Source organism: Streptomyces sp. NPDC056452, assembly GCF_042796085.1.
Classification (GTDB): Bacteria; Actinomycetota; Actinomycetes; order Streptomycetales; family Streptomycetaceae; genus Streptomyces.
The window spans coordinates 1-26,411 of record NZ_JBHTRI010000004.1 but is presented as its reverse complement, the minus strand read 5'-3'; the positions used below and the strand labels follow the sequence as shown (position 1 = coordinate 26,411).

Here is a 26,411-nt window from a genome sequence, read left to right as displayed (position 1 = left end):
ATGGGACTCCTCGATGCCCACCTCATACCGGCGGTGGACGGGGTGGCCTACGGGCTGCTGCTGTTCGTGGTCGCCGCCGGTCTGAGTCTCGCCTTCGGCACCGCGGGCGTGCTGAATCTTTCGCACGGCACGCTGTACGCGATCGGCGCCTACACGGGGGCCGAGCTGAGCGACGGGACCTGGGGCGGCCTCGCCCTCGGGCTGGCCGCCGGAACGGCGGCGGCGTGCGTGGCCGGGGCGGGGCTGTCCGCCGCGACGGCCCCGCTCGCCAGGCGTGGGCATCTGGCTCAAGCACTGCTGACGTTCGGGCTCGCCCTGGTCGGCGGTGACCTGCTCATCCAGTTCTTCGGGGCGGACGAGCTCCCGGTACGCGTGCCCGAGGCGCTCGACTCCTCGGTGACGCTGCTGGGCCACCGGTACCCCGCGTACCGGCTCGGCTTCATCATGATGGCCGTGCTGCTCGCGTCGTTCGGCACGTGGGTGCTGACCCGGACCCGTATGGGTGCGGCGGTACGGGCCGCCGCCGACGACCCGCAGATGCTCGCGACCACCGGCCACAACCCCCGGGCGGTGCACACCGGTGTGCTCGCGGCGGCGGGTGCGCTGGCCGGTGCCGCGGGCGTGCTCGGGGCGCCGATCATCGGTCCCGGGCCGGGTACGTCGGAGAACGTACTGATGCTGTCCCTCGTGGTGGTCGTGCTCGGCGGGCTTCGCTCGCTGTGGGCGACGCTCGCGGCGGCGGTGGCCGTGGGCGAGGTGCAGACCCTGGGCATCTCGGTGGCGCCCGAGCTGGCGCCGTACCTGCTCTTCGCCGCGATGGCGGCCGTGCTGGTGCTCCGCTCCCGCTTCTCGGAACCGGCGACCGCGCACGGCGCCGAGGGCCCTGCCGCGGACCCGGTGGCCCGGCTGCGCCGCCACCTCTCCGCGCGGCTGCGACGGCGGGCGAACGGGTCGGCAGGGGCGGGCCGGGCCGCCACGGCGCCCGGGCACCCGGGGAACGGGACGGACGGCATCACGTCCACGCCGGAGAGCGGCCGTTCGTTCGGTGCGGCGCTCTCCCCCGGAAAGGGCCGGGGCGCGCTCGCGGGCATCGGGTGGCTTCCGCCCGGGACCGCGTGGCGGCAGGCCGCCCCGCTGCTCGTGCTGCTCGCGGTGCTGATCGCGCTGCCGGGGATACTCGACGCGTACAGCATCTCGCTGGCCGGTTCCGCCCTGGCTCTGGGGCTGCTCGCGGTCAGTGTCACCATCCTCACCGGCTACGCCGGGCTGCCCACGCTCGGCCAGACCGCCCCGTTCGCCGTCGGCGCGTACGCCACCGCGAATCTCGCGGACGCCGGGTGGACGACGGGTCCGGTCCAGATCCTCCTCTCGGCTCTCGCGGCCGCGGTCTTCTCCGCGGTGACGGGGCCCGCGGTGATCCGGGCCCGTGGCACCACCGTGCTGATGATCACGCTCGCCATCGGTGAGCTGAGCGGCGCGGTCATCAATCAGATCAAGTCCGTCACCGGCGGCGCCGACGGTCTCGTCGGCTTCCCGGCCACCCAGGCGCTGTGGGGCGGGGAGGGGATGTCCGAGGAGAGCGAGCTCTACACCTACGCACTCGTCGTCGCCGTCATCGCCGTCGCCATCACCTTGCTCGTGCTGCGCTCCCCGGCCGGGAAGCTGCTGACCGGCACCCGGGGTGCCGAAGCGCGGATGCGCGCATCGGGACACCCGGTGGGGCGCTACCTGCTGGTGGCGCACATCTGCGCCGGCGCGCTGGCCGGTGTGGGCGGCTCGCTGATGGTCACCGTCCAGCAGTACCTCTCCCCCGCCGACGTCGGCTTCGAGATCGCCGCGTTCGCACTGCTGGCGGCCGTCATCGGCGGCACGACGTCCGTCATCGGCGCCCTGATGGGCGCGGGTCTCATCGTCACCACCCGGGACTGGGTCGCCAGTTCATGGCCCGGCCACGGGCCGCTCCTGCTCGGTGCGCTGTTCGTCGCCGCCGTGTACCTGCTGCCCCGGGGTCTGGCCGGCCTGCGCGGCGGACCCGGCCGGAACGGGCCGGCGTCCGACGTGCCGTTCCGGCCGGACGAGCGGCCCCCGGCCTCGCCCGCCTCCGCACCCACCCCGCCCACCGCCGGGAAGGTCTCCCCATGACGCCCGCACCGACCGCCGCAGCGCCACGCCCGGTCCTGGACCTCGCCCGCCTCACCCGGAGGTACGGCAGTCTCACCGCCGTCGACGACGTCAGCCTGCGGCTCCCCGCCGGCGCCCGGCACGCCGTCATCGGCCCCAACGGGGCGGGCAAGACCACCCTGCTCAACCTCATCGCCGGAACCGACCGGCCCGACCACGGCACCATCGCCCTGGACGGAGCGGACATCACGCGTACGGCCACCGCGAGGCGCAGCCGCCTGGGCATTGCCCGCAGCTTCCAACAGCCATCGGTCATATCCGAGTTGACGGTGCTGGACAACGTCGTGCTGGCCGGCTGGCCGCACCACCCGAAGCGCCGGGGCGCCTGGCGCAGCCCGTCCCGCTACCGGCTGCACACCGAGGCCGCGAGCCGTCATCTGGAGACCGTCGGCCTCGCGGACCTCGCCCACCGGCCGGCCTCCGCGCTCTCCCACGGACAGCGCCGCATGCTCGACCTCGCCGCCGCGTTGGCAGGCAACCCGCGCCTGCTGCTCCTGGACGAGCCGGCGGCCGGGCTGACCGACAGCGACATCGGGCGGCTGCTCGGCATCCTCGGCGGCCTGCCGGAGAGCGTCGCGATCATCCTGGTCGAGCACCACGTCGAGGTCGTCGCCCAACTCGCGACGAGTGTCACGGTGTTGGCGGCCGGACGGGTGCTCGTCACCGGTCCTACCCAGGAGGCACTCGCGCACCCCGAGGTTCGCGACGCGTACCACACCACCGGCGCGACGGCCGGCAGGCCCGGGGCAGCGGCCGATGTCCCGGAGGCCGGCATCGAGAACGTCGCCGTGTCCACCGCAGACCCGTCCAGCACCGAAGCGAGAGGATGACCGACGCCCCCATGCTCGAACTCACCGGCCTGACCGCGGGCTACCACGGCGGCACCGTCCTCCACGGCCTCGACCTGTCCGTGCCGGCCGGCACGGTCCACGCCGTCGTCGGCCACAACGGCGCGGGCAAGACCACTCTCGTCCACACCGTCGCCGGACTGATGCGCCCGCACGCCGGCAACGTACGCCTTGACGGCCGGGACGTGACAGGGCAGCCCGCACACCGGATCGCCCGTGCCGGAATCGGCCTCGTACCGCAGGGCCGCCGCGTGTTCGCCGGGCTCACCGTCACCGAGCACCTGCGGCTGTCCTACCGTCCGCCGCGCCGCGGCGACACCACGCGCCCCAGCGTCTGGACCCCCGCACGCGTCCTGGAGCTGCTGCCCCGGCTGGGCGAGCGCAGGGGCAACCGGGGTACGGACCTGTCCGGTGGCGAGCAGCAGATGCTGGCACTGGCCCGCGCACTGCTCGGCTCCCCCAGGGTGCTGCTCCTCGACGAGCCGACCGAGGGGCTCGCCCCCGTGCTCGTCCGGCAGGTCCACGAGCTGGTGACCACGCTGGCGAACGAGGGCATCGCCGTACTCCTGGTGTCCCCCAGCCCGGCCCAGGCGGCCGAATGCGCCCGTACGCTCACGGTCCTCACCTCGGGGCGGGTGACGCTGCGCCTGGACGGCGCGGACGCCCGTGCCGATGCCACCGCGCTGCACGCCGCGCTCGAACTCTCGCCGACGGCGGCCTGGGACGCGACGCCGGCCTGAGACGCGAGGGCGGTGACCGACCGGTGCGGCGGCCGGTCACCGGCCCTTTCCCGCACTGCCCTAGCCGGCCTTGATGCTGTGGCCGCCGAAGCCGCTGCGCCGGTCGGAGCCCTTGTTCTGGTCCTGCCACCACACGTCGAACTCCGGCTGGCCCATGGCCGACCAGTCGGGTGTGTTCTCGACCTGCGCGCTGCCCATCCTGCGGGCGAGCGCGACCATGGCCGACCCGACACTGCCGCGTCGGTCGTCGTACTTCTCCAGGACCTCCTTCCAGCTGTCGCCGGCCACCCAGGCGGCCTCCAGTGCCGTGGCATCCTGGAGCGCCTTCACGCTGCCGCCGCCGATGTGCGGCCGGGCGACGCTGGCGGCGTCGCCGACGAGCACCATCCGCCCCGAGGTGTACTGCGGTACCTCGAGGTCGTAGATGGGCTGGATGAACGTGGTCTCGGCGGGTGTACGGAGCACTCTGGCCGCCCAGTACGGCGGGAAGTTGTCGGAGACGAGGGCGCGCAGGTGCGCGGTGAGCTCCGAGTTGAGCCGGCCCGGCGGCAGGGAGGTCGGGGTCCGCAGGTCCGGGTGGAGGCCCTCGGTCTGCGGGGGCGCGGTGTAGAGGACCCAGTTGAGCAGGTGGCCGCCGACTCCGTCCGGGATGCGGTAGATCATGCAGTGGCCACCCGGGAACACGATGTTGTAGGCGTCGTTGCCGTCGGAGGGGAGATCGGCGACGTCCCTCGACGTACCGCGCCAGCCGATGTAGCCGGCGTACGTCGCGTCGGCGCCGGGAAACATGGCCTCACGGACGACGGAGCGGTACCCGTCCGCCCCGATCACGAGGTCGAAGTGCTCCTCGGATCCGTCCGCGAGCCGCAGCGTCACGCCGTCGGCGTCCGGCTCCACGCCGGTGACCACCGCACCGGACCGGTAGGAGACCTCCTCCGGCACCCGACGGCGCAGCTCGCTCCACAGGGAACCCCAGCTGTAGGCGCGGAACGGGAAAGGCTGCTCGCCGATGGCCCGTCCGTGGTCCGCCTCGCCGTCGCGTGCGCTCCATACCCGCCGGGTCAGTGGCGCCCAGGGCATCTCCGGGGCCACGTACCCGGCGTCCCTCAGTTCGTCGTACCGGTCGCTGTGAAGGGCGATACCCACGCCCCTGTCACGGAGTCGGGCGTCGGCACGCTCGAATACGGTGATCTTCTCGGCTCCGCCGCGGGACGCGGCCAGGGCCGCGGCACACCCCGCTATGCTGCCGCCGACCACGGCGATGCTGCCTCCACGCATGACTGGTTCTCCACTCACTCGGTTCTCCGGGCGCCGTTCCGGGTGCTGTCGCGCCGACATGACCGGCCACAACTCCGCCTGAAACGGCGCCCGTTGTCCCGATCCCTGCGGTCAGGACCCGGACGGAACCCTATCGAGGAGCGCCCGGCCCACGAACGGCGCACGGGACGGATGCGGGGCACCTCACCGGCGACCCCCGCCCCTCAGAGCATGATGAGCAGACGCGTATTCGCCTTGAGCTTCCTGTTCACCGAACGGCTCTGCACGTAGACCTCCAACGTGGGATTGTTGCCGGCCTTCACGGAGACGGTCCCGTGGATACCCGTGCCGAACAGGAGGCTGCGGGCGGCTTCACCTGTGTAGGCGCGGTCGGTGTCCCTCTCGACAACGATGACTTCCTTGTCGGGCTGAACCTGGACCCTGCTGCCCAACTGGTAGTAGCACGAACCGCGTTCGTAGGTGACGCCCGGATGCGAATCGACGAAGGCCCGGATCTCGACCTCCTTGTCGACCTTCAGGAGCCGGTACTTGTCGGCCGAGACCGGTTCGAGGTTCGCCCGCACGTCGTCGACCGATATGTCCTGACCGACGGCGAACAGGTTCTTCGTGCCGCGCACACCCTGCTCACGGCCCCGGAGGAAGCTGGTGGCGGCAGCGCGCACCGTGCCGATCGCCTCCTCGACGCCCTCCTTGGAATCCGCGTCCCAGATGGCGATGTTCCCGGCCGGGAACCCGTAGTTCTGGGCGGTGCGCTTCGCCAGGGAGTTCGGGACGAGGATCGCGGAGGTCCAGTGGCCCGGAAGCGCGCCCATCTTCGCAGCGATCCTGTCGAGCCAGGGCCCGAGGATGGTCATGTCGCCGTCGTGCCGCCTGTCGCCGCCGGAGGCGTTCTCCTCGCCGTCCGTGACGACGATCTGGAGGAAGCTGTGCTCGCCGTACTCCTCCCAGATGTGCCCCAGGTCGTCCAGGGACTTCAGGGACGCCTCGATGAGGGCAGTAGCGCCGTTGTTGACCTTGTACAGACCTCGCATGGACGGCAGGTGCTTCACGTCCATGTCCCACACCAGGTTCTCGACCCTGTGGTCGAAGGAGTAGAGGCTGATCCGGGTCTCATGGCCGAGGTTGTCCGACTCGGCCTTCAGACCCGCCACGAACTCGTCCACCACGCGGATGAGCTGACTCTGGTGCTGATGCATCGAACCCGAGCAGTCCACTACGAGCGCGACGTGATTGACCTTGTGCTGGATCTTGTTGGCGGACACGCGTCCACTCCCCCTCCGAGGCTCCCCGACTGATGCTTCCAACCTAGGGGGAGGCACTGACAACGGGGTTTGACGGACGATCACCGTGAACCACGTCGGACGATCACCCGAGCGGGACCGCGGGAACGCCCCCGGCGGCGGTACGAACCGAGCCGGCTAGCGCGCCACGCGGTGGCGGAGGTAGACGAATTTCGAGTTGAAGGTGCGCGTCTCGACGAGTTCGAGGTCCACCCGGCGCTCGCCCTGGGGAAAGAACGGAATGCCGCCGCCGACCAGCACCGGGTAGACCACCGCCCGGTACTCGTCGATCAGCCCCGACGCTGCGGCCTCGGCGGCGAGGGTCGCGCCGCCGATCGCGATGTCACCCTCGCCCGGCTCGGCCCGCAACCGCTCGATCTCCTCCGCCAGGCCACCGGAGGCCAGTCGGGCATTGCCCTGCACCGCCGACAGCGTCCTGGAGAACACCACCTTCGGGAGCCGATTCCAGACCGCGGTCCACTCGCGGTCCGCGTCGTCCAGCGACGGGTTCTGCTCGGCCGACTCCCAGTACAGCATCGTCTCGTACAGCCGTCGCCCCAGCAGGTGCACGCCGAGCTTTCGGGTCTCGTCGGTCCAGAAGCGAAAGACGTCCTCGTCGGGTGCCGACCAGTCGAAGGTGCCGTCCGGCCCGACGATGTAGCCGTCGAGTGAGACGTTCATCGCATAGGTCACGCTGCGCATAGGAGGTCCTCCTCGGGAACGGGTTCGACAGTATGACCGCCGGACGCCGCAGAACTCATCGCGGCTCGCGGGATTCCGCCACGGCGACCCCGATGCGGGACGCGATCGACGGCGAGGGCCACCGGCGCGGCTCGGCTGGCGGCTCCGGCGCTTCCAAAGGTGGCGCGCCCGGCCGTCTCCTCGACACGTCGGCTCTGGGCCGCTGTCATCAGGCCCTCGCCCACCCAGCGGGCCGTCACCGACTGCACGCGCAGCCCGCGGAACGCGGCCCGGGGAGGTGAACGGAGCGGCCGCCCACACCTCGTCGAGGATGGACGCGCTGTCGCGCCGCCCGCTGGTCTCGACGCCCGAGTCCGGACCGGCGAAGACGATGCCCGGCTCCTCCCGCCGGAAGCACGCGTGGAACGCGTCCGTCGTCCCCTCGATGAACGGGGCGAACTCGCCCCATGGACGGCGCGGCAGGTCCATCTCCGCCCGTACGGTCTTCCCCACGGGCACCCGGTCGAGCACCGACCACCGGTCGACCAGTGCCTCCACGAGGAGCAGCCCCCTGCCTGAGTCCTCAGCGGCCCCGGACCGGCCGACGCTGCCCGGTGCGGGCGGCCACCGCTCACCGCGCGCTCTGACACCTCGATCCGCGGGACAGACCCGGGAGCGCGGTCAGCACCGAGACGGAGCACGGCCAGACTCCAGGCGAGCCGGGCTCCGCACTGGGTGGAGTGACGCGCTGGGTGAACGCGTGGGCATCGCGCAGTGGCCGGTCACTGGGCGCCGTGGGGGTGGCGGGGGTTGTCATGGGGCCAAGGTGGCGCGGTCCGGTACGGGTCTCCGGATCAGCGAGCCGTACGGTGGGTGGGCGTACGTATGCGCAGGTGCGCGTGAACGGCTCGGCGTCCTGAACCGAGCAGCGCGGTCAGCCATCACCGCAAGGTCAAAGCCTCATTCTCCCGAAGTCGCCCGTTCCCAGGCTTCGCGGATCTCGGGCGGGATCCGTCCCCGTGACGGCACGTCGTAGCCGTTGGCACGTGCCCAGGATCGGATCGCTCCGGTATCGACGGGCTGTGCGTCGGAAAAGGGTGGAGGCTTCCAGAGGGTCGGCCGTGAGGGTGTGAAGTACGCAGGGCCCTCGACGAAACTGGGCGGAAACAGCGGCACCTGAAGTTGCCTGCCAAGAACTGCGACCAGGAAAGCTGTGGCGTTTCCCTCATAGGTGAACCAACCGGGGCCACGAGCCTCGTTGACCGCGATGTGCCAGCGGTCGGGTTCGGTTGCGGGGTCGGTGATCCAGAAGAGGTACTCGCCGTTGTCCGTCGCGCCGCAGGTGAAGAGCGTATCGGGATCATAAGGGACGGGGTGTGTGCCCCGGTCGTGGTCCTTCTGCAATTGCGCACGGATACGGCCCGGCATGGGGCCTGTGATGTTGACGAACTCGGTCACGCCGTGGGGGTGGAAGAGGCGAAGGTAGTCGTTGAACGCCCCCGGCCCGTAGCGGTCAGCGAGCTGTTTGTAGTCCCGCGGCAGCGCCGTGCCGAGGTCGGCTTCAATCCTGTCCCAGCGAATGGAGACGGCCTGGTCAGGGGGCGGACAGAGCCGAGTGAGGTCGTTGAGGTCGGTCATTGGATTCCTTGACGACGACGGGATTGTTGCGCCGCGTGGTCGGGGTTGACGAAGTCGGTGTCGAGCCTGAAGCCGTTGGAGCCATCGGCCGCCATGTAGATGCGCGATGGCACGGAGTTCGCTTTGTCGTCGGTGTACTCGAGGTAGACGCTGTACTGAACCGTCTGGCCGGCGACGCCCTGAGAGGGGGCGCCGGCTACAGCATCGTAGATCTGTTGCTCCAGGTCACGCATATGGGGACTGTTGGTCGGGTTCTGCGTGATGGTGAACAGATTGTCCAGGCTGTCGCCGGTGCCTCCCAGCATTCGAGCCAGCATGTGCCCGCGTGCCTGGTTGTAATCGTTGCCGTGGAGAAAGCCTGGTGGCCTCAGCCCATTGTTGGCATGGGTGCCTTGATCCAGCATGTCGCGTGTGACGGTCGCATGCATCTCGTTCGGCCGACCGTGCTCGTCCTGGGCGAATACGACTTTGCCGCCCCAAGTGTGGTCCGGCGAGCAGCCCGCCAACCCCAAGGGGTCAGCCATGGTGAACGGGTTGGGTACGTAGGCATAGTGGTTCGCCGCCGGCGCCAGCCCCAGCGGGTCCGGACTGATGTAGCGCCCTGTCTGCGGGTCGTAATAGCGGTGGACGTTGTAGTGGAGTCCGGTCTCCGGATCGAAGTACTGCCCCGGAAACCGCAGAGGTGTGTACGCGGTGGCGTCGCTGTTCCACTGTGTGGCGCCCGAGACCGTGGAGCGCGCCCGCCAGGCCACCGCTCCGTCAGGGGAGACCATGTAGTGCGGGCTGCCGGTCAGATCGTTGACGATGGCGAAGAAGCGGCGGTCCACGTCCTCCTGATTGTCGCCGTGGTGCTTCGTCTCACGCTGCGCGAGCGGGTACAGGCCGGCGTAGTCCCACACCAGTACGGTGTTTCCGGTCCGCTGCTCTGCCAGTTGGGCGCCGTCCCAGCTGTATTCGATGCGTTCGAGGAGAGCCCCGTCCGGATCCTGTGCCACCTTGGCGATCCTGCGACCGAGGCCGTCGTAGAAGTAGCGCCAGACAGTTGCCTGGGGGGTGTGCACCTTTACCAGATGGTCTTCGGCGTCCCATTCAAAGGTCCAGGTCTGCAGTTTTCCGCTGAGGGTTCGCACGCTGCGCGAGGTCAGTCGGCCCTGCGCGTCGTAGGTGTAGTGAGTTCTTCCCGATCGGGACAGGCGGGTGCCGTCGTAGCGACGTTCACCGCCGCTGTCCTGCCCAGGGGCCTGCGCGGGGAGATCGGCCCGGGTCTGGTCGCCGGCCATGTTGTAGGAGTACTGCTCGCTCCAACCCCGGGCCTGCACACCTGTGATTCGACCGGCCATGTCGAGGGTGAATGTGCGGCGGCCCGTGATGCTGTCGTCGATACCGACCGGTGCACCGTCGGGCTGGTAGGTGAAGACTCTCTCGAGGATCTCAGCCTCGGGAATGCTGACGCTGTGCCGCGTGAGCCGTCCGACCTCGTCCCACTCCTGCCGCGCAGCCAGTGAATCGTCCAGGCTTCGGGAGGTTTCCCGGCCGAGTGCGTCGCGTTGGAAGCGAAAGGTGTGCTCTCCGACGGTGAAGGCGCTGAGGCCTTCGAGCCCGTACTCAAGGCTGCTCTCGGCACCGCTGGGGGCACGCCGCCACGTGCGTCGGCCCTGTGCGTCGTAGGCATATCGGAAGGTGCGCCCGTTGACCGTCTCGGCAACGATCCGGCCGGCTTCATCTGTTTCGAGGGTGATGCGTGCCTCAGGACTGGCTATTTCCTGGAGGCTGCCCGTCGACGCGTAGGAGAAGGAGGAGACCACGTTGTCGTCGTGGGACACCTGGACAACTCGGCCGAGGGCGTCACGTCGGTAGACAAGGCTCTGCCCTTCCATATTGGTTCGCTTCGTCAGGCGGCCGGCCGCGTCGTGCTGGTACGTCAGCGTGCGTCCGTCGAAGTCGGTCTCCCTCACGAGCCGTCCAGCCTGGTTGTAGACGTAGGTCCACTCCCGGCCGCGGGTGTCGGTGACCTTGGTCAGACGCAGTTCACTGTCGTGGGTGAAGTTGTAGCCGGGCTCGTCGCCGCTGCGGGAGCTGACCGGTAGATCGAAGTGGGTGTAGTTGTGGGTAACGGTGCGCCCCATGCGGTCGGTATGGGTCCGAAGGTTGCCCTCACCGTCCCAGCTCCACTCCTCTCGGGTGCCGTCCGGCAGTTCGCGGCAGGACAGATGGCCTTCGACGGTCCATTCCTGGCGAAGGGTGCCGCCCTCCGCGTCAGTGACCGCGGTGATGCGGCCGAAACAGTTCCGGGTGCTGGTGGCTGTGGCCCCGGTGGCCGCTGTGACAGCCAGCGGTATACCTGCCGCATTGTTCGAGACAAGGACCGCTCCGCCTGCTTCTGGGCGGACCTCGGTAACAGCGCCTGTGCTGTCGAACACGAAATCTGTTCGCTCGCCGACCGGGTTGATGACGGCGGTGCGGTTGCCTGCCGCGTCGTACTCGTACCGGAAGCATCGTCCGCCACGCTCGACGATTTCGATCGGCAGACGCTGCTCGTTGTAGACCGCAGTGGTGCGTTCACCGTCCGGCGCGGTCATGGCAACAATGTTGCCGGCCTCATCGCGATCGAGCCTCGTCGTGTGGCCGAGCGGGTCGGTTACCGTCAGCATCCGGTCGTAGGAGTCGAAGGCGTACTGGGTGGTGTTCCCCAAGGCGTCAGTCTCGGCTACGACCTGGTGGCGGTCGTTGAGGTGGAAAGCCGCGGTGGCACCGGTTGCGTCCGTGAACTGGGTGATCCGGTCACCGGTCTCGGTACGGGACCCGTAGGCGAAGGAGGATGACAGGAACCCCTCGGGGCCGATCGTGCGGATCACACGTCCTGAATCGTCATAGACGTACCGATAGGTCGAGTCGTTCCGGTCGGTCCACGAAGTGATCCGCTTGTCCTGGTCATAGGTGAAACTCAGGGGAAGTCCTGAGGAGTTTGTGACTGTTTCCAGGCTTGCGTCGCTATCGAAGCCGAAAGCCACCACGGGGACAGGGCCCTGCGGAGTTTGGAGCGACAAACCGGTGACGCGCCCGAGCTGCAAGTCGGAAGTGACCCGCACTCGATAGCCACCCTCGTGCAGCACGGCAGCGGGCAGGCCGTGCTCGTCGCGGTGAATCCGGATGGCGTTGCCGTTGCGGTCTTCGACTTCGCACAACCAGTACAAGCCGCCACGGTAGGGGTTGCCGGCGAATCTGCGGATCAGCCCCGTGAGCGGGTCCGTCACCACGTACGTGGTATCGCCCATCGCCGTGGTGCCCCCATGCGTGAGCGGAAGCCTCTCCCCCTCGACGGGACACAGCTCCGCGTCCTCGTCGGGCAGGGCCGGGTAGAGGAGTACGGAACCGTCCTCGCGCGCCCAGGCGGCACCCGTGCCGAGAAGTTCCAGACGCTCGTCCAGAGTGGATGCCCAACTGATTCCGAAGAAGTGACCGTAGCGATAGTCGGATATATGGGTGCGCCGGAGCACAAGCGGCAAAACTCCGGGCAGTGCCAGATCAGTCTGTGGCAGCACCATCTGCCCACTGGCGACATCGACGGGGTCCGTCGCGCAGCGCCGTTTGGACAGGGAGACCGCATTGCTTCGCGGGTCTTCCTGTGCGTTGCGCATCGAGGGTGGTGGGCGGCGACGTCCCCCTCCGTCGTCCACACGCCGTTCGCCTTTGCCGTCACCCTTGCCGTCGCCCGAGGTGACCTTGTTCAGTCCGTCACGAATATCGTGGTCGGTATCCTTGTGGGTCCTGGAACTCCTGGCAATGCCGTTGGGCACTGTCTTGCCCACGTGGTCGCCGAGGTCACCGAGCGCCTTACCGAACTTCTCCACCACCCCCTCGATCGTGGTGTCGAGCACAGCGGTCAGGGAATCCTTGCCCTTGGCCCGGCCGTGGTGCCCCTTGGCCTTGCCGAGCTTGCCGCCTGTCTTCTCACGCATCGTGATCTGCACACCGGCCAGGTGCATACCGGCCTTGCTGTGCGCATCGTGGTCGATCACCGGGCCGCCACCCGGACCCGGACCGCCCGACCCGCCCACCGAGTTGATCTGCAGCGCGTCCTTGCCCGCCTGCACCGTCTGGCCGGTGTTGTAACCGTCCTGCACACCCGCGACGTTCAGCGCCGTCTGAACAGCCAAGTCCGCCACGATGTCCTCGATCGCGGCAACCGCCGGCTCGGTGAGCGTCGCGACAATCTCCGACACAGCAGCCTCAGCCATCTCCTTCAGGATGCGCTTGAAGGCGATACGGGTCGCCGCGATCTTCGCGCCGGCCAGGAGAGCCGACAGACCGGCCGTCACCGGGGCGAACGCCAAGGTGATTCCCACGGTCGCGACCAGGTCCGCCAGCTCAGCCACGGCGGCTATCTTCCGGGCCACGATGATGTCGGCGACCCTGTCCAGCGCACCGGCGACGAGCCGCGCCGCCTTCGCCAGGTCCTTGTGCTTGCCCTGCACCTTCGACCAGTGCTTGTCCAGCGCGGTCAGCGACTCGCTCTGCCCGCTCGCGAGCAGCTTCTGGATGTGCTGGTAGGCCGCGTACGCGTCGTCGTCCGCGTCATCCCCGAACTCCCTTAGTGCGTCCGCCATATCGCGGTACGCGTCCTCATCGACGTTCGGCCAGCCCACACCGACCACATCGAGCATCGTGTCGACGCCCTCAGGAATCGTGTACCCCACGAAGCAACATCCCCCGGTTCACGGCTCATCAGCTCAACCCATAATGCGATTGACCAGCATGCCACGAGGTGATCATGGGAGAATCTCCCTCCGCCCTCAGGTTCACGAGCTGCGCTTTACCGCGTAACAACACAGGCGTGTCCCGTAGAGGTCGAGAGCGTCGTCGGGGTCGGTCGCACAGTGCGCGGCGATGTCGGGCCACCGGTACCAGCCGTAGAGGGCGGGCGTGGCGACGATCGTCGTCGGTGCATTCAGTTGCGGAAAACTCCGGTGCGGTGGCGCGCTGTCGCAACCATGCCTGCCGGGCCGGAACCGCTCCCGTTGCATGTCCGGGAGAGGCACCGCCGAAGTGCGGGCAGTGAGCGTGGGCATGGCCCCGCCCGGGGCGAGGCCGAAGCCCCGGATCACGGCCACGAGCTGCCGGGTGACCTTCTCCGGTGCCGGCCGGTGATCCGGGTCCTTGGCCGGCAAGGCTGCGATCACGGGCTTCAACTCCGTTTCCAGCCCCGCCAGATCGGGCTCGGCGGCCGGATCCTCGATGCGCAGCGCCACCGCCTGCCGGCTGGGCCCCGTGTAGGGGTAGTGGTCGGTCTCCGCGTAGAGCAGCGAGGCACCCAGAGCGTGCGGTGTAACAGCCCCGCCTCATGAATGGTGCCGGGACCATCGGCGAGCAGTGCGCCGAGGCCGACGGTCTCGGCCGGAGGCAGCGGCCCGTGTCCGGTCACGTACGTACGCAGGTCGGGTCCCGCGACGTACTCGACGGCGAGCCATGGGTGTTCGGCGTGGGCATCGGCAGCAACGAACGCGGCGACGAGCGGGCTTTACACCACCTTGGGGCTGTCGGCCTCGGACACGAACCTCGCCCGGGTGTCCTCGTCGAGCACCGCCGTCCTGATCACCTTGACGGCAACCAGGTGGCTCCACGGTGGCGGCCCTCCCCTTCGACGCCGACACCGGGATGTCAAGGATTCAGAGACAGGGCTCGGCGGCGCCCCGGCTACGGGGCGCCGCCGAGAGACCGCTCACTCCGATCATGACCGCACCGACAAACAACTGGTGGGAAACACCCGTCATGCGCGACCGTTGGCACCCGCACGTCGCCTCCCTGACGCGGCGGACTTCATAACCCCACAGGGAACTTCCCTGCCCGGACCGACCCTCAGGACGAGCATGACGTTCTTCGACAATCCGGTGATCCCCGGCTTCAGCCCGGACCCGAGCATCTGCCGGGCCGGCGACGACTACTACGTGGCGACGTCCAGCTTCGAGTACGTACCCGGAGTGCCGCTGTGGCACAGCCGCGACCTGGTGCACTGGAAGCTGATCGGGCACGCGCTGGACCGGCCCTCGCAGCTGGACCTGCCCGACACCGCCCCTGCCTCGACAGGGGTGTACGCGCCCACGCTCCGCCACCACGACGGCCTGTTCTGGATGATCACGACCGTGGTCGCCGGCGGGGGCAACATCCTGGTGACCGCACAGAACCCCGCGGGGCCGTGGTCGGACCCGGTCCCGGTCGGCATACCGGGCATCGACCCCGACCTGGCCTGGGACGAGGAGGGGAACTGCTGGTGCGTGTTCTCGTCGGAGGGGATCCGCGGGGTGCGCATCGACCCGAAGACCGGCGAGCTGCTGAGCGAACCGGTGGCGATGTGGTCGGGAAGCGGTCTGCAGTATCCGGAGGGGCCGCACCTGTACCGGATCGGCGACTGGTGGTACCTGCTGCTGTCGGAAGGCGGCACGGAACGCGGGCACGCGCTGTCGGTGGCGCGGTCCCGGACGGTGCAGGGGCCGTTCGAGCCGCACCCCGCCAACCCCGTGCTGTCCCACCGCAGTACCGGCCACCCGGTGCAGAACACCGGCCACGGCGACCTGGTGCAGGCGCAGGACGGCACGTGGTGGATGGTGCTGCTGGGCACCCGGCCGCGCGGTGACACACCGATGTACCACGGAATGGGCCGGGAGACGTTCCTGGTCCCGGTGCGCTGGGAGGACGAGTGGCCGCTGCCGGGGCCGCTGGAACTGCACGCCGCCGCTCCGGCGCTGCCGCCGCACCCCTGGCAACACGAGCCGGAGCGGGACGACTTCGACTCCTCCGCGCTCGCACCCCGCTGGGTGACGCTCCGACGGCACGACCCGGCCGCCGTCCGCCTCGACGAGCGGCCGGGCCACCTCGTGCTGCACGCCCGCGCGGACGGTCTCGACAAGCCCGGTGCGCTCTTCGTGGGACAGCGGCAGCGCGATCCCGACTTCAGCGCGCGCACCCTGGTCGCTGTCGACGAAGGCAGCCGTGCCGGGCTCGCCGTACGCCTGGACGAGGCTCACCACTACCAGGTGGAGACCGGCGACGGCACGGTCCGCGCCGTCGCCAGGATCGGCCCGCTGCGACAGACCGTCGCCGAACGGAGCCTCGCACCGGGCCCCGTGACCCTTCGGATCGATGTCACGACCACCGATGTCCTGCCTCCCACCGTCACCGTGCGCCCCACGGATCCGGAGGCCACGGTCCCGCCCGGCCTGCGCGTCGGCGGCCCCGACACCCTTCGTCTGGGGTACGAGACCGCCGACGGCGCCTTCGAGGTCCTGGCCGAGCTCGACGGCCGCTACCTCACCACCGAGGTCGCCGGAGGCTTCACCGGCCGCGTCATCGGCATGTACGCCACCCACGGCAGTGCGGCCTTCGACTGGTTCGAGCTGCGGCCTGCCTGACCGACCGGTCCCCGCGGGGCCCGGCTTCCGCCTCGGCGGGACCGGGCCGCGCAGGGGCGCCGGACGCCTGCGGCACGGATGGCGGACGAAATGTTGCCGCCCCGATCACTCGGGGAAAGGCTGAGCCGAATGTCCCCGGGTCCCAGAGAGCGCGGACGGGCCCGCGCCGGTCGCGGCGGACGGAAGGAGCGATGCCATGAGGGTCATGCTGCGGGCGTACATGGACACACAGATCTCGAACGAAGCCGTCAAGAACGGCAGCCTGCAGAAGATCATGCAGTCGATGGCCGAACAGCTCAAGCCGGAGGCGGCCTACTTCGGCCCGGGCGAGGGCGGGCGGTGCTGCACCTTCGTCTTCGACATGCAGGACAGCTCACAGCTGCCCAGCATCGCGGAGCCGCTCTTCGACGGACTCGGCGCGAGGATCGAGATCCAGCCGGTGATGAACAGCGAGGACCTGCAGAAGGGTCTTGCCGCGGTGAAGCGGGGCTGAGGCGCTTCCGCCCTGGCAGCCCGCGCGTACCGCAGCGCCGCCCCGGGCCGTCCCGATGCCCTCAACGGCATCGGGATGGAAGCATGCCGTGCATGGAACAGCCTGCTGAGACCCTCGTGTTCGACCAGGTCGAACTGCGCCGGTGGCGCGCGAGCGACGTCGAGACCTTGAACCGGGTGGTCACCGAATCGCTCCCCCACCTGATTCCGTGGATGCCCTGGGCGTCCACCTACGACCACACCACGATCGCCGACTACCTGACCCGGAGCGAGGGCGAGTGGGAGTCGGGCCGGGCCTACAGCTACGCGATCACTTCGGACGGCGCGGTGATCGGCAGTTGCGGCCTCATGCGACGGATCGGCGCCGGCGGGCTGGAGATCGGGTACTGGCTCCACCCCGGGTGGACCGGGCGGGGCCTCGCCACCATGGCCGCTGCCGCCCTCCTCCGGCAGGGATTCGCCCTGGCGGAGACCAACCGGATAGAGATCCACCACGATGCCGCGAACCGGGCGAGCGAAGCCGTCCCCCGCCGTCTGGGCTTCACCGAGGTCGAGCGCGTACCGGTACACGGCGGGCCGGAGACTCAGCGCGAGTCGGGGATCAACGTGATCTGGCGCATCCAGCCCCCTGCCGCGCCCTGAAGGAGCCCGTTCCGGAGTAGCGGCATCGGGTGGCGAGGTCGTGATCGGTGGCAGGCCCGGTAAGCAAGGTCAGTCAACTCACCTTCCATTGCAGAGATTTGACAGAACGTCATATATCTGTGGGCTAAGCGCATATGACCTGATCCCCGCCCGGTCGCAAGCGCTTGCCCAAAGCCATCAGACCCGAACAACTGCGCACAGACCCCGAGATCCGGTCCGGAATGCCGCGGAGCCGGGCGCTCCACCGGTGTCTGAACTTCACGAGAACTCCAGCGAAATGGCACGTGTGTGGATATCGTGCACCGAGCGAGGGCGCATCCGTCAGTCCATGGGATCGGCGGATGCGTCCCGTTTGTGGGGATGCAACTGTGGCTGGGGGGTTCATGGGGCATGTCGAAATACCTGAATCAGACATATCCGGGCCGGTGGGACTGGCGGGCGCACCACGGCCGCGTACCGCTGCGTCCCGGAACCGCACCGCGGCTCTCGAGCAGTTGTGGAGAGCTCCGACCGCACAGCGCGACGACGCGGACCGCGCGCGGACGAAGAAGAAGCCGGGCCGGCGCCTGCCGTTCCTGGTCCTGACCGACGCGCTGGGGCTCGGAATCCCGGCCTGGCTCGTCCTGAGCGCCGACGATCAGCCGCGACCACTGATCATCGGCGCCCTGGTGACACTCGTCTGGACCGGGGTGCGCCTGGCGCGCGGCCGGTACACGGACCGGCTGCCGGCGGACTCCGGTGGGGCGCCCGGTGCCGTCGGCGACTGGCTGGTGCTCGTCGGACTGCTCGCCGTGCTCTGCGCGGCGGCGGGCGGATCCCTCGACCCGGCGACCGCGGTCCTGTCGCTGGTGCCCGGCCTGGCCGTGACCGTGCTCGCCTCGGGTCTGCGGGGCAGACCCGGTTCCACACGCCAGCGGCAGGCGTCACGCCGGGTGCTGGTGGTCGGCGGGGCCGCGGGGGTGGACCGGGCGGTGACAATGCTCAACTCCCGTGCGGACCACCTGTACACCGTGGCGGCCGCCGTGCCGGTGGGACCCGCGCAGCTGAGCTGCGACACACCGGTACCGGGACGGCTCGACCCGGAGCCGGCGGACGACGACGTGTCCACGGTGCTCGGCGGTGCCTTCGCCCATGACGCGGACCTCGTACTCGTGGTGCCCGGGCCGCAGTTCGGCGACGAGAGGCTGCGCCCGCTGTCGTGGGGCCTGCACGACAGCGGCCTCGCGCTCTGCGTGCTCTCGGAGCTGTCGGGCGTCTCGGCGAGCCGCGTGCGGCCCACCGACGCCGCCGGGCTGACCCTGCTGCACATCGCGCCGCCTCTGCGGCGCGGTCCGCAGCCCTGGCTCAAGACGGTGGTGGACCGGAGCGGTGCCGCGCTCGGACTACTGGTGCTGGCCCCGCTGCTGTTCGTGGTCGCCCTGGCGGTCCGGTTCTCGTCACCCGGCCCGGTGTTCCACCGCCAGATCCGGCACGGACGGCACAGCAGGCCCTTCACCATGTGGAAGTTCCGCACGATGGTGGCGGATGCGGAGACCCGTAAGGCGCAGCTCACCGGGGCGAACGAGAGCGAAGGCCCGATGTTCAAGATGCGCCGCGACCCGAGGGTGACCCGGATCGGCCATGCGCTGCGCCGGACCTCCATCGACGAACTCCCGCAGCTTCTCAACGTGCTACGGGGTGACATGTCCCTGGTAGGTCCACGTCCGCCGCTGCCCGAGGAGGTGTCGCGCTACGACGAACGTGAGCGGCGCCGGCTCGCGGTGAAGCCGGGACTGACCGGCCTGTGGCAGGTCAGCGGGCGCTCGGACCTCTCGTGGCAGGAGACCGTGTCGTTGGACCTCTGGTACGTCGACAACTGGTCGGTGGTCACGGACATGGGGCTCCTCGCCCGTACGGTGCGCGCCGTCACCGACGGCCGCGGAGCGTACTGATCGCGATGGAGGAACTCGGACGAGGAGCCCATGGGCGGCGGGCGGGGCGGTCAGCCCTGCCCGAGCCACCAGGCGTAGGTGCGGGCGATGCCGTCGCGCAGGGGGATCTGCGGCTTGAAGCCGAGGGAGGAGAGCCGGGACACGTCGAGGAGCTTGCGCGGGGTGCCGTCCGGCTTCGAGGTGTCCCAGCCGATGCTGCCGTGATACTCCGTCACGTCCCGGACGGTCTCGGCGAGTTCCCTGATGGTCAGGTCCTCGCCGCAGCCGATGTTGACCGGCGCGTCCCCGTCGTAGGACTCCAGCAGTCGCACACAGGCCGCGGCAAGGTCGTCGACGTGCAGGAATTCACGGCGGGGCGTGCCGGAGCCCCACAGGGTGACCTCGGGCGCACCGTCCCTCTTCGCCTCGTGGAACCGGCGGATCAGGGCGGGCAGGACGTGCGAGGTCTCCAGGGCGAAGTTGTCACCGGGACCGTAGAGGTTGGTGGGCATGGCGCTGATGAACGAGGCGCCGTACTGCCGGCGGTAGGACTGGACCTGCACGATTCCGGCGATCTTGGCCAGCGCGTAGGCCTCGTTGGTCGGCTCCAGGGGGCCGGTGAGCAGCGAGTCCTCGTGGATCGGCTGCGGGGCGTGCTTGGGGTAGATGCAGGACGAGCCGAGGAAGAGCAGCCGCTTCGTCCCCGCCGCGTGCGCTCCGGCGATCACGCTGAGCTGGATGCGCAGGTTGTCCTCCAGGAACTGCACCGGCCAGGTGCTGTTGGCCATGATCCCGCCCACTTTGGCGGCGGCCAGTACGACGACGTCCGGACGGGCGTCGCGCAGGAACGCCTCGGTCGGTGCCGCGTCACGCAGATCGAGGTCGCCGCGGTCACGGGTGACCACCTCGTGGCCGTCGGCGGTGAGGCGGCGCACCAGCGCCGAGCCGACGAGACCGCGGTGCCCCGCGACGAATATGCGGGAGCCGGGGCGTAGGAGGGGGCGGACGGATTCCTGGGGCGGGCCGGGGATATCGGTCGTCATGGCTCGGATTGTGCCAGCAGCACCGCGTCCGGGTGAGCTTTTGCCCAAAGCGCTCAGATGTTGATATTTCGGTGAACCAACCGCCCATCGGGCGACCACAGAAGGGGGGAGTCATGGCGAAGTCCGCACTCATCACCGGCGTGACCGGTCAGGACGGTTCGTACCTGGCGGAGCTGTTGCTCGAGAAGGGGTACACGGTCCACGGTCTGATACGCAGATCGTCGAGCTTCAACACGGAGCGAATAGACCACATCTACCAGGGGCCCGAGGAGGCGAATCGTTCGTTCGTGCTCCATCACGCCGATCTGTCCGACGGCGTCGCCCTGGTGAACCTGCTGCGTGACATCCGTCCCGACGAGGTCTACAACCTGGGCGCGCAGTCGCACGTCCGGGTCTCGTTCGACGCGCCCCTGTACACCGGGGACGTCACGGGTCTCGGCACAATGCGGCTTCTGGAGGCGGTTCGCGCCAGCGGTATCGACACCCGCATCTACCAGGCTTCGTCGTCCGAGATGTTCGGCGCCAGCCCGCCCCCGCAGAACGAGAGCACTCCCTTCCACCCGCGCAGCCCGTACAGCGTGGCCAAGGTGTACGGGTACTGGGCGACGGTCAACTACCGCGAGGCGTACGACATGTTCGCCGTCAACGGGATCCTGTTCAACCACGAGTCACCGCGGCGCGGCGAGACCTTCGTGACCCGCAAGATCACCCGCGGGGTGGCACGCATCAAGGCCGGGCTCCAGGACCGGCTGCATCTGGGCAACCTCGACGCCGTACGGGACTGGGGGTACGCCCCCGAGTACGTGGAAGCGATGTGGCGGATGCTGCAGTGCGACACCCCGGACGACTACGTGGTGGCCACCGGCGTGGGGGTCAGCGTCCGGCAGTTCCTCGAGTACGCCTTCGAGCACGCGGGCCTCGACTGGGCCGAGTACGTGCGCTACGACCCCAAGTACGAGCGTCCCAGCGAGGTCGACGCACTGATCGGTGACGCCTCCAAGGCCGAGGAACTGCTCGGCTGGAAGCCCGAGGTGACGTCGCAGGAGCTGGCCAGGATCATGGTCGACGCGGACATCCGGCTGCTGACCGACCAGCTCACGGGTGCGGCCGTGCGGGTGGACCGATGAGAGGGCCAGGACGCCTCAGACGCACCCGGAGCGCCGTGTTCGCCGCGGTTCTCGCCCTCGGTGCGGGCGCGCTCGGCGCGGGCACCGCTCCCCCGGCCGCCGCACTGACTCCGCCGGTCGCCTTCACGGCCGACCACCTGTCCACCTACCAGACGAACGGCATCGTCTGGTCGCTCGCCGAGGCGAACGGAGTGGTCTACGCGGGCGGCACGTTCTCCAACGTCCGCCCGGCGGGCTCCCCCGCGGGCAGCAACACGAGACCCGCCGTGAACTTCGCGGCGTTCGACGCGGCCACCGGAGCGCCCACCGGCTGCTCGCTCTCGTTCACCCGCAGCAGCGGCACGGCCACGGTCCGGGCCCTCGCGGTCTCCGCGGACAGGTCCACCCTGTACGCGGGTGGCTACTTCAATGCCGTCAACGGGACAGCCGCGAACGGCCTGGTCGCGATCAACACCGCGACCTGTCAGCTGCGTCCGGGCTTCTCGCCCGACTTCGGCGCGACGGTGCGCGCCCTGGACGTCGCCGCGAACGGCACCGTGTACGCGGGCGGTGACTTCCAGACGGTCAACGGCCAGACGCGGCGCTTCTTCGGCGCGGTCACCTCCACGGGCGCCCTGACCGCATGGAACCCCGACGCGGACGAGCCCGGCCGGACACTGAAGGTGACCCCCGACGGGGCGAGTGTGCTCATCGGCGGCGAGTTCTTCACCGTCGGCGGCGCCGCCTCGCACGCGCTCGCGGTGACGAGCGCATCGTCGGGTGCGCTGACCCGCGCCTACACCGGCAACTTCATCCCGTCGTCCGCGGTGATCAAGGACATCGTCACGGACGCCGCCTCCGACGGTTGGTACGTCGCGGGCGAAGGGGCCGGGGGTTCGTCGTTCGACGGCAGGCTCGCCATGGGCCTCGACGACTTCGACCAGCGGTGGCGGGACACCTGCCAGGGTGCGACCCAGGCGCTGCGGGTCTACCAGGGTGTCCTGTACGCGGGCAGCCACGTCCATGACTGCTCGTCCATGGGCGGCTTCCCCAACCAGGTCCGCAAACACCTCACCGCCCAGTCCGTCGACGACCCGGCGCTGCTGGGCTGGCTCCCGGACACCAACGACGGCATCGGGGAGCCGGTCGGGCCCCGGGCCCTGACGGTCGCCTCGCGCGGCGGCCGCGACTTCCTCTGGGTGGGCGGCGAGTTCACCACGGTCAACGGGGTGTCCCAGCAGGCCCTGACACGGTTCGCCAACACCCCCGACACGGGTGCGCCCGCCGCTCCGGCCGTGAGCGTGTCCGCACCGCGGGCCGGCGAGGTGAAGGTCCGCTGGCGTTCGAGCCTGGACCTGGACGACAGTGCGCTGACCTACCGGGTCTACCGCGACGGCGGCGCGACTCCCGTACACACGGCGACCGGCTCCTCGCTGTTCTTCAGCCGGCCGCAGCTGACCTTCACCGACACGAACGTGGTGGCGGGCCGGACGTACTCGTACCGGATCACGGCGAGCGACGGGACCAACACCAGCGGGCTGTCCGCCGCCGCCTCGGTCACGGCCGCCGCCTCGGCCTCCCCGTACCAGGAGAAGGTGCTCGCCGACGGGGCCGGCCTGTACTGGCGCTACGACGAGGCGGGCGGCGCCTTCGCGGCGGACGCCTCGGCCGACGACAACTCGGGGGTGTACACGAACGCCCCCGCGTACCGCTCCACGCCGTCCGCGGTGGCCGGCTCGGCGGCGCTCTCCCTCAACGGCGTCGACGAGTACGTCTACAGCGACCGTCTGCACCGGTACACCTCGCCCACGCCGTACTCGATCGAGACATGGTTCCGGACCACCTCGACGACGGGCGGACGGATCATCGGCTACGGCAACAACATCGGTACCGCGCAGGGCCACACCAGCAGCATCTCCGACAAGCTGCTGTACCTGACGGACAACGGGCGCCTCGCGTTCGGCGTCCAGTCCGGCAACAGCAGCACCCGGCCCACCATCACCACGGCGGGCACGTACAACGACGGCTCCTGGCACCACGCCGTCGCGACCCAGGGGCCGTCCGGCATGGTCCTGTACGTGGACGGGGCGGCCGTCGGCACGAACGCGGCCACCGGCAACCGCTCGTACAACGGGTACTGGCGGGTGGGCGGGGACGCCATGAACAACGCCTGGCCGAACCGGCCCACGAGCACCTACTTCGCCGGACAGGTCGACGAGACCGCGGTCTATCCGACGGCGCTCACCGCCGCCCAGGTCGCCGCGCACCACGCGCTCGCGGACACCGCGCCCGGCCCCGGCGACACCACGCTGAGCGTCGCACCGGACGAGGACGCGTACGTCAACAGCGTGTCGGCGAACACGAACTACAACGACAGCCAGCTCGCCTCCCGGGGCTCCACGGCCTATCTGAGCTATCTGCGGTTCACCGTTCCGCCGGCCCCGTCCGGCCAGGTGCTCAAGAGCGCCCGCCTCGCCTTCCGCACGTCGTCGGACTCGACGGCGGGATCCCTGGACAGCCACAGCGTCGTGCCGGTCACCGGCACGTGGACCGAGTCGACGGTCACCTACAACACCCGGCCGGCGCTCGCCGCGACCGTGCTGGGGACCATCACAGGCGCGACCTCGGTCTCCACCGACGACACGGTGGAGCTGAACGCGTCCGCACTGGGCGGGGCCCTGGGCTCCGTCTACTCACTCGCCCTCACCAGCAGCGGGACGGACAGTCTCCGCGTCTGGTCGAGCGAGGCAGGAACCGCGGCCTACCGGCCGCAGCTCGTTCTCACCTTCGGAGCTGAATGATGAACGCAAGTACGGGGCACAGAGCCGGAGGACGCGGCCGTGTGCGGGCCGTCTCCACCGCTCTCTGCCTGTTCGCCGGCGCCCTGACCGCCGCGGCGGCCGGGGCATCCCCGACGGCGGCACTGACACCTCCGGTGTCTCTCACCGCGGACGACCTCACCACCTGGCAGACCAACGGCATCGTCTGGTCGATGGCCGCGACCGACGGCGTCGTGTACGCCGGCGGCACCTTCTCCACCGTCCGGCCGCCCGACGCCGCGGCCGGCACCTCCGAGCAGCCCGCGGTCAACTTCGCCGCCTTCGACGCGGCGACCGGCGCACCGACGGGGTGCAGCCTGTCGTTCACGCTCTCGTCGGGCACGGCCACCGTTCGCGCGCTGGCGCTGTCGCCGGACGGGCAGACCCTGTACGCGGGAGGCCAGTTCGGGGCGGTGAACGGTGAAGGCGTGAGCAATATCGCCGCCATCGACACCGCGACCTGCACTCCGCGCCAGGACTTCAAGATCTCCGTCTCGGCGACCGTGCGGGCCCTGGACGTCACCGCGGACACCGTCTACCTGGGCGGTGACTTCAACAGTGTGGGCGGGCAGACCCGGAACAGTTTCGCCGCCGTCACCACGGACGCCGACCTGCTGCCGTGGGCGGCCGACGCCGACGAGGTCGCCCGCGCCGTCCAGGTGACTCCCGACGGACAGCACGTGGTGCTCGGCGGTGACTTCTTCACCGTCAACGGCACCACGTCGCACGCACTGGCCGTCGTGGACGCCACCACGGGTGCACTCACCAGGAGTTACCCCGGCTTCATCCCCAACACCTCCACGGTGCAGGACCTCACGACGGACGCGACCGGCCTGTACACCGCCAACGAGGGCACCGGCGGCGGTGTCTTCGACGGCCGTATCGCCATCGACCTGGACGACTTCCAACAGCGGTGGCGGGACACCTGCCTGGGAGCCACCCAGGCCGTCCTCGTGCACTCGGGCGTGCTGTACAGCGGAAGCCACGCCCATGACTGCGCCAGCATGGGCGGGTTCTCCGACCAGCCGCGCAGGCATCTGCTCGCCCAGTCCGTCGACGATCCGGAGCTGCTGCCCTGGTTCCCGGACACGAACGACGGCATCGGCGAGCCCGTCGGGCCGCGGGTGATGGCCCAGACCGACAAGGGCGGCAGCCACTACCTGTGGGTGGGCGGGGAGTTCACCACCGTCAACGGCGCCGCGCAGCAGGGCCTGACCCGGTTCGCCGACGGCCCGGACACCGGGGCGCCGTGGGTGCCCAACGTCAGCCTCTCCACGCTTGCTCCGGGGCAGATCGACGTCAACTGGCAGACCAGCTTCGACACCGACGACGGTGAGCTCACCTACCGGATCTACAAGGACGGGGCGAGCACACCCGTACACACGACGACCGGGTACTCGCTCTTCTGGGACCGGCCCCAGCTGAAGTGGACCGACACCGATGTGGCGGTGGGCGAGACCCACTCGTACCGCATCACCGCGAGCGACGGCACCAACACCAGCGCCAAGTCCCCGGCACAGTCCGCGACCGTGGCGGCGACGACGGAGAGCTATCCGGCGCGTGTGCTGGCCGACGGCGCCTCGCTCTACTGGCGTTACGACGAGGGCACGTCCACCTTCGCCGCCGACACCACGGGTGGGCTGAACAGCGGCTTCCTGCGCAACGCACCCGCCTATCGTCAGACACCCGCCGCCGTCGCGGGTGCCTCGACCGCGATCGGTTTCAACGGCTCCGACGAGTACGCGTACAGCAACAAGCGCCATGCGCAGCCCACCCGGTTCTCCGTGGAGACCTGGATCAAGACCACCACGGTCCGGGGCGGAAAGATCATCGGGTTCGGCAATCTGACGATGCAGAACAGCTCCCGGTACGACAAGCACGTGTACATGACCAACGACGGGCGGCTGGTCTTCGGCATCCACAACGGCAGCACCCGCACCATCACGACGCCCGGCGCCTACAACAACGGCGCCTGGCACCACGTCGTCGCCACCCAGGGCCCCGGCGGCATGGCCCTGTACGTCGACGGACAGCTGCGCGCGTCCAACTTCCTCTACACCACCAACGAGAACTACCCCGGCTACTGGCGGGTCGGCGGGGACAACCTGAACAACTGGCCCAACCGCCCGACCAGCAACTTCTTCGCCGGGCAGATCGACGAGACCGCCGTGTACCCGACCGCGCTGGCCGCTTCGCAGGTCAGCGCCCACTACGCCCTGAGGACGGGTTGATGAGGTATCCGTTCCTGGCCGGCGCCGTCGTCGTCATCGCGACGGCGGCGCTGGCCGCCTGCGGCTCGTCCGCCGACGGGAGCAAGGGGGCCGCCGCGGGCAGCAAGCCGCCCGCG

Annotated in this window: 17 protein-coding genes; 10 read left to right on the top strand and 7 right to left on the bottom strand. The window is 69.7% G+C overall.

Features of this window, described 5'->3' with window-relative positions; translation table 11 throughout:
• Genes ACFQ6X_RS05365 through ACFQ6X_RS05355 form a run of 3 tightly spaced genes read left to right on the top strand, consistent with a single transcriptional unit; the run spans nucleotide 1 to nucleotide 3,769 of the window.
• Nucleotides 1-2,142 carry an ABC transporter permease gene (locus tag ACFQ6X_RS05365; protein WP_383176238.1) on the top strand — a complete coding sequence of 714 codons (2,142 nt, stop codon included), beginning with the start codon at nucleotides 1-3 and terminating at the stop codon, nucleotides 2,140-2,142.
• Nucleotides 2,139-3,011: an ABC transporter ATP-binding protein gene (locus ACFQ6X_RS05360; protein ID WP_383176235.1), complete on the top strand. Its 873-nt coding sequence runs from the start codon at nucleotides 2,139-2,141 to the stop codon at nucleotides 3,009-3,011. The genes ACFQ6X_RS05365 and ACFQ6X_RS05360 overlap by 4 nt, the downstream gene beginning before the upstream one ends.
• Nucleotides 3,012-3,022: 11 nt before the next feature.
• Nucleotides 3,023-3,769, top strand: coding sequence for an ABC transporter ATP-binding protein (locus tag ACFQ6X_RS05355; RefSeq protein WP_383176846.1), 747 nt, complete (start codon nucleotides 3,023-3,025; stop codon nucleotides 3,767-3,769).
• Nucleotides 3,770-3,829: 60 nt separating this feature from the next.
• Here the strand turns inward: ACFQ6X_RS05355 and ACFQ6X_RS05350 are convergent, their stop codons facing one another.
• The 6 genes from ACFQ6X_RS05350 to ACFQ6X_RS05325 form a co-directional block, all read right to left on the bottom strand.
• Nucleotides 3,830-5,047 (bottom strand): FAD-dependent monooxygenase, encoded by a 1,218-nt coding sequence (locus tag ACFQ6X_RS05350; RefSeq protein ID WP_383176232.1) that lies wholly within the window; start codon nucleotides 5,045-5,047, stop codon nucleotides 3,830-3,832.
• A gap of 203 nt (nucleotides 5,048-5,250) precedes the next feature.
• On the bottom strand, nucleotides 5,251-6,309 hold the full coding sequence (locus ACFQ6X_RS05345) for a VWA domain-containing protein (RefSeq protein ID WP_383176229.1): 1,059 nt from the start codon (nucleotides 6,307-6,309) through the stop codon (nucleotides 5,251-5,253).
• 156 nt (nucleotides 6,310-6,465) lie between these two features.
• Nucleotides 6,466-7,029 (bottom strand): dihydrofolate reductase family protein, encoded by a 564-nt coding sequence (locus ACFQ6X_RS05340; protein WP_383176226.1) that lies wholly within the window; start codon nucleotides 7,027-7,029, stop codon nucleotides 6,466-6,468.
• Nucleotides 7,030-7,968: 939 nt separating this feature from the next.
• The gene (locus ACFQ6X_RS05335) at nucleotides 7,969-8,646 is read right to left on the bottom strand and encodes a histone-like nucleoid-structuring protein Lsr2 (protein ID WP_383176223.1); all 678 of its coding nucleotides are present in this window, start codon (nucleotides 8,644-8,646) and stop codon (nucleotides 7,969-7,971) included.
• Nucleotides 8,643-13,343 carry an RHS repeat-associated core domain-containing protein gene (locus ACFQ6X_RS05330; RefSeq protein ID WP_383176220.1) on the bottom strand — a complete coding sequence of 1,567 codons (4,701 nt, stop codon included), beginning with the start codon at nucleotides 13,341-13,343 and terminating at the stop codon, nucleotides 8,643-8,645. The genes ACFQ6X_RS05335 and ACFQ6X_RS05330 overlap by 4 nt, the downstream gene beginning before the upstream one ends.
• Before the next feature lie 102 nt (nucleotides 13,344-13,445).
• Nucleotides 13,446-13,895 (bottom strand): hypothetical protein, encoded by a 450-nt coding sequence (locus ACFQ6X_RS05325; RefSeq protein WP_383176217.1) that lies wholly within the window; start codon nucleotides 13,893-13,895, stop codon nucleotides 13,446-13,448.
• A gap of 618 nt (nucleotides 13,896-14,513) precedes the next feature.
• On the opposite strand from ACFQ6X_RS05325, the gene ACFQ6X_RS05320 reads away from it, so the two are divergent.
• From ACFQ6X_RS05320 to ACFQ6X_RS05305, 4 genes are all read left to right on the top strand, one after another.
• Nucleotides 14,514-16,052: a glycoside hydrolase family 43 protein gene (locus ACFQ6X_RS05320; protein WP_383176214.1), complete on the top strand. Its 1,539-nt coding sequence runs from the start codon at nucleotides 14,514-14,516 to the stop codon at nucleotides 16,050-16,052.
• A gap of 196 nt (nucleotides 16,053-16,248) precedes the next feature.
• The gene (locus ACFQ6X_RS05315) at nucleotides 16,249-16,545 is read left to right on the top strand and encodes a DUF3303 family protein (protein ID WP_383176211.1); all 297 of its coding nucleotides are present in this window, start codon (nucleotides 16,249-16,251) and stop codon (nucleotides 16,543-16,545) included.
• Nucleotides 16,546-16,637: 92 nt separating this feature from the next.
• Nucleotides 16,638-17,186 carry a GNAT family N-acetyltransferase gene (locus ACFQ6X_RS05310; RefSeq protein ID WP_383176208.1) on the top strand — a complete coding sequence of 183 codons (549 nt, stop codon included), beginning with the start codon at nucleotides 16,638-16,640 and terminating at the stop codon, nucleotides 17,184-17,186.
• 383 nt (nucleotides 17,187-17,569) lie between these two features.
• Complete coding sequence (locus ACFQ6X_RS05305; protein WP_383176205.1) at nucleotides 17,570-19,117, top strand: sugar transferase; 1,548 nt, start codon at nucleotides 17,570-17,572, stop codon at nucleotides 19,115-19,117.
• 50 nt (nucleotides 19,118-19,167) lie between these two features.
• Here the strand turns inward: ACFQ6X_RS05305 and ACFQ6X_RS05300 are convergent, their stop codons facing one another.
• Nucleotides 19,168-20,139 carry a GDP-L-fucose synthase family protein gene (locus ACFQ6X_RS05300; RefSeq protein WP_383176202.1) on the bottom strand — a complete coding sequence of 324 codons (972 nt, stop codon included), beginning with the start codon at nucleotides 20,137-20,139 and terminating at the stop codon, nucleotides 19,168-19,170.
• 113 nt (nucleotides 20,140-20,252) lie between these two features.
• Here ACFQ6X_RS05300 and gmd point away from each other — a divergent pair, with 113 nt between their 5' ends.
• From gmd to ACFQ6X_RS05285, 3 genes are read left to right on the top strand one after another with little or no spacing between them, the layout of a single operon-like run.
• On the top strand, nucleotides 20,253-21,266 hold the full coding sequence (gmd, locus tag ACFQ6X_RS05295) for a GDP-mannose 4,6-dehydratase (RefSeq protein ID WP_383176199.1): 1,014 nt from the start codon (nucleotides 20,253-20,255) through the stop codon (nucleotides 21,264-21,266).
• Nucleotides 21,263-24,046, top strand: coding sequence for a DNRLRE domain-containing protein (locus tag ACFQ6X_RS05290; RefSeq protein WP_383176196.1), 2,784 nt, complete (start codon nucleotides 21,263-21,265; stop codon nucleotides 24,044-24,046). The genes gmd and ACFQ6X_RS05290 overlap by 4 nt, the downstream gene beginning before the upstream one ends.
• Nucleotides 24,043-26,295 carry a LamG-like jellyroll fold domain-containing protein gene (locus ACFQ6X_RS05285; protein WP_383176193.1) on the top strand — a complete coding sequence of 751 codons (2,253 nt, stop codon included), beginning with the start codon at nucleotides 24,043-24,045 and terminating at the stop codon, nucleotides 26,293-26,295. The genes ACFQ6X_RS05290 and ACFQ6X_RS05285 overlap by 4 nt, the downstream gene beginning before the upstream one ends.
• The last annotated feature ends 116 nt before the right edge of the window (nucleotides 26,296-26,411 follow it).